The sequence below is a fragment of the Bradyrhizobium sp. Kon56 genome (assembly GCF_055807635.1).
Genome location: NZ_JBVVOU010000394.1, coordinates 1 through 276, shown reverse-complemented (window position 1 = coordinate 276; position 276 = coordinate 1). Strand labels below are relative to the sequence as shown.

Genomic DNA, 276 nt, shown 5'->3' with positions numbered 1-276 from the left:
GCCCACGGTCTTGGTGGCGGTCAGAACGACGTCAACTTTGTCGATGGTGTCGTTGATCGTGGTGGTCGCACCGTTGCCTGCGACTTCAAGTTTCTCGAAGTTGCCGCCAGCCGTCTCAGTGATCTGAACAGTCTGAGTGCTCTTGTCGACAAACACGTCATCGCTTGGCGCAGGCACAGTCACAGTGCCGACGGTATCGCCAGCCTTGATAGTGATCGACGAGCCGTTATCCAGTTTCAGCGTTACATCTGTGTCCGCCTTATTGGAAAGCGTCGC

At 55.8% G+C, this 276-nt stretch carries 1 protein-coding gene; it reads right to left on the bottom strand.

Annotated features, from left to right (window positions below):
* Positions 1 to 276 (bottom strand): immunoglobulin-like domain-containing protein (locus AC0L3B_RS39425; protein ID WP_473383199.1); only part of this gene is annotated, 276 nt, incomplete at both ends.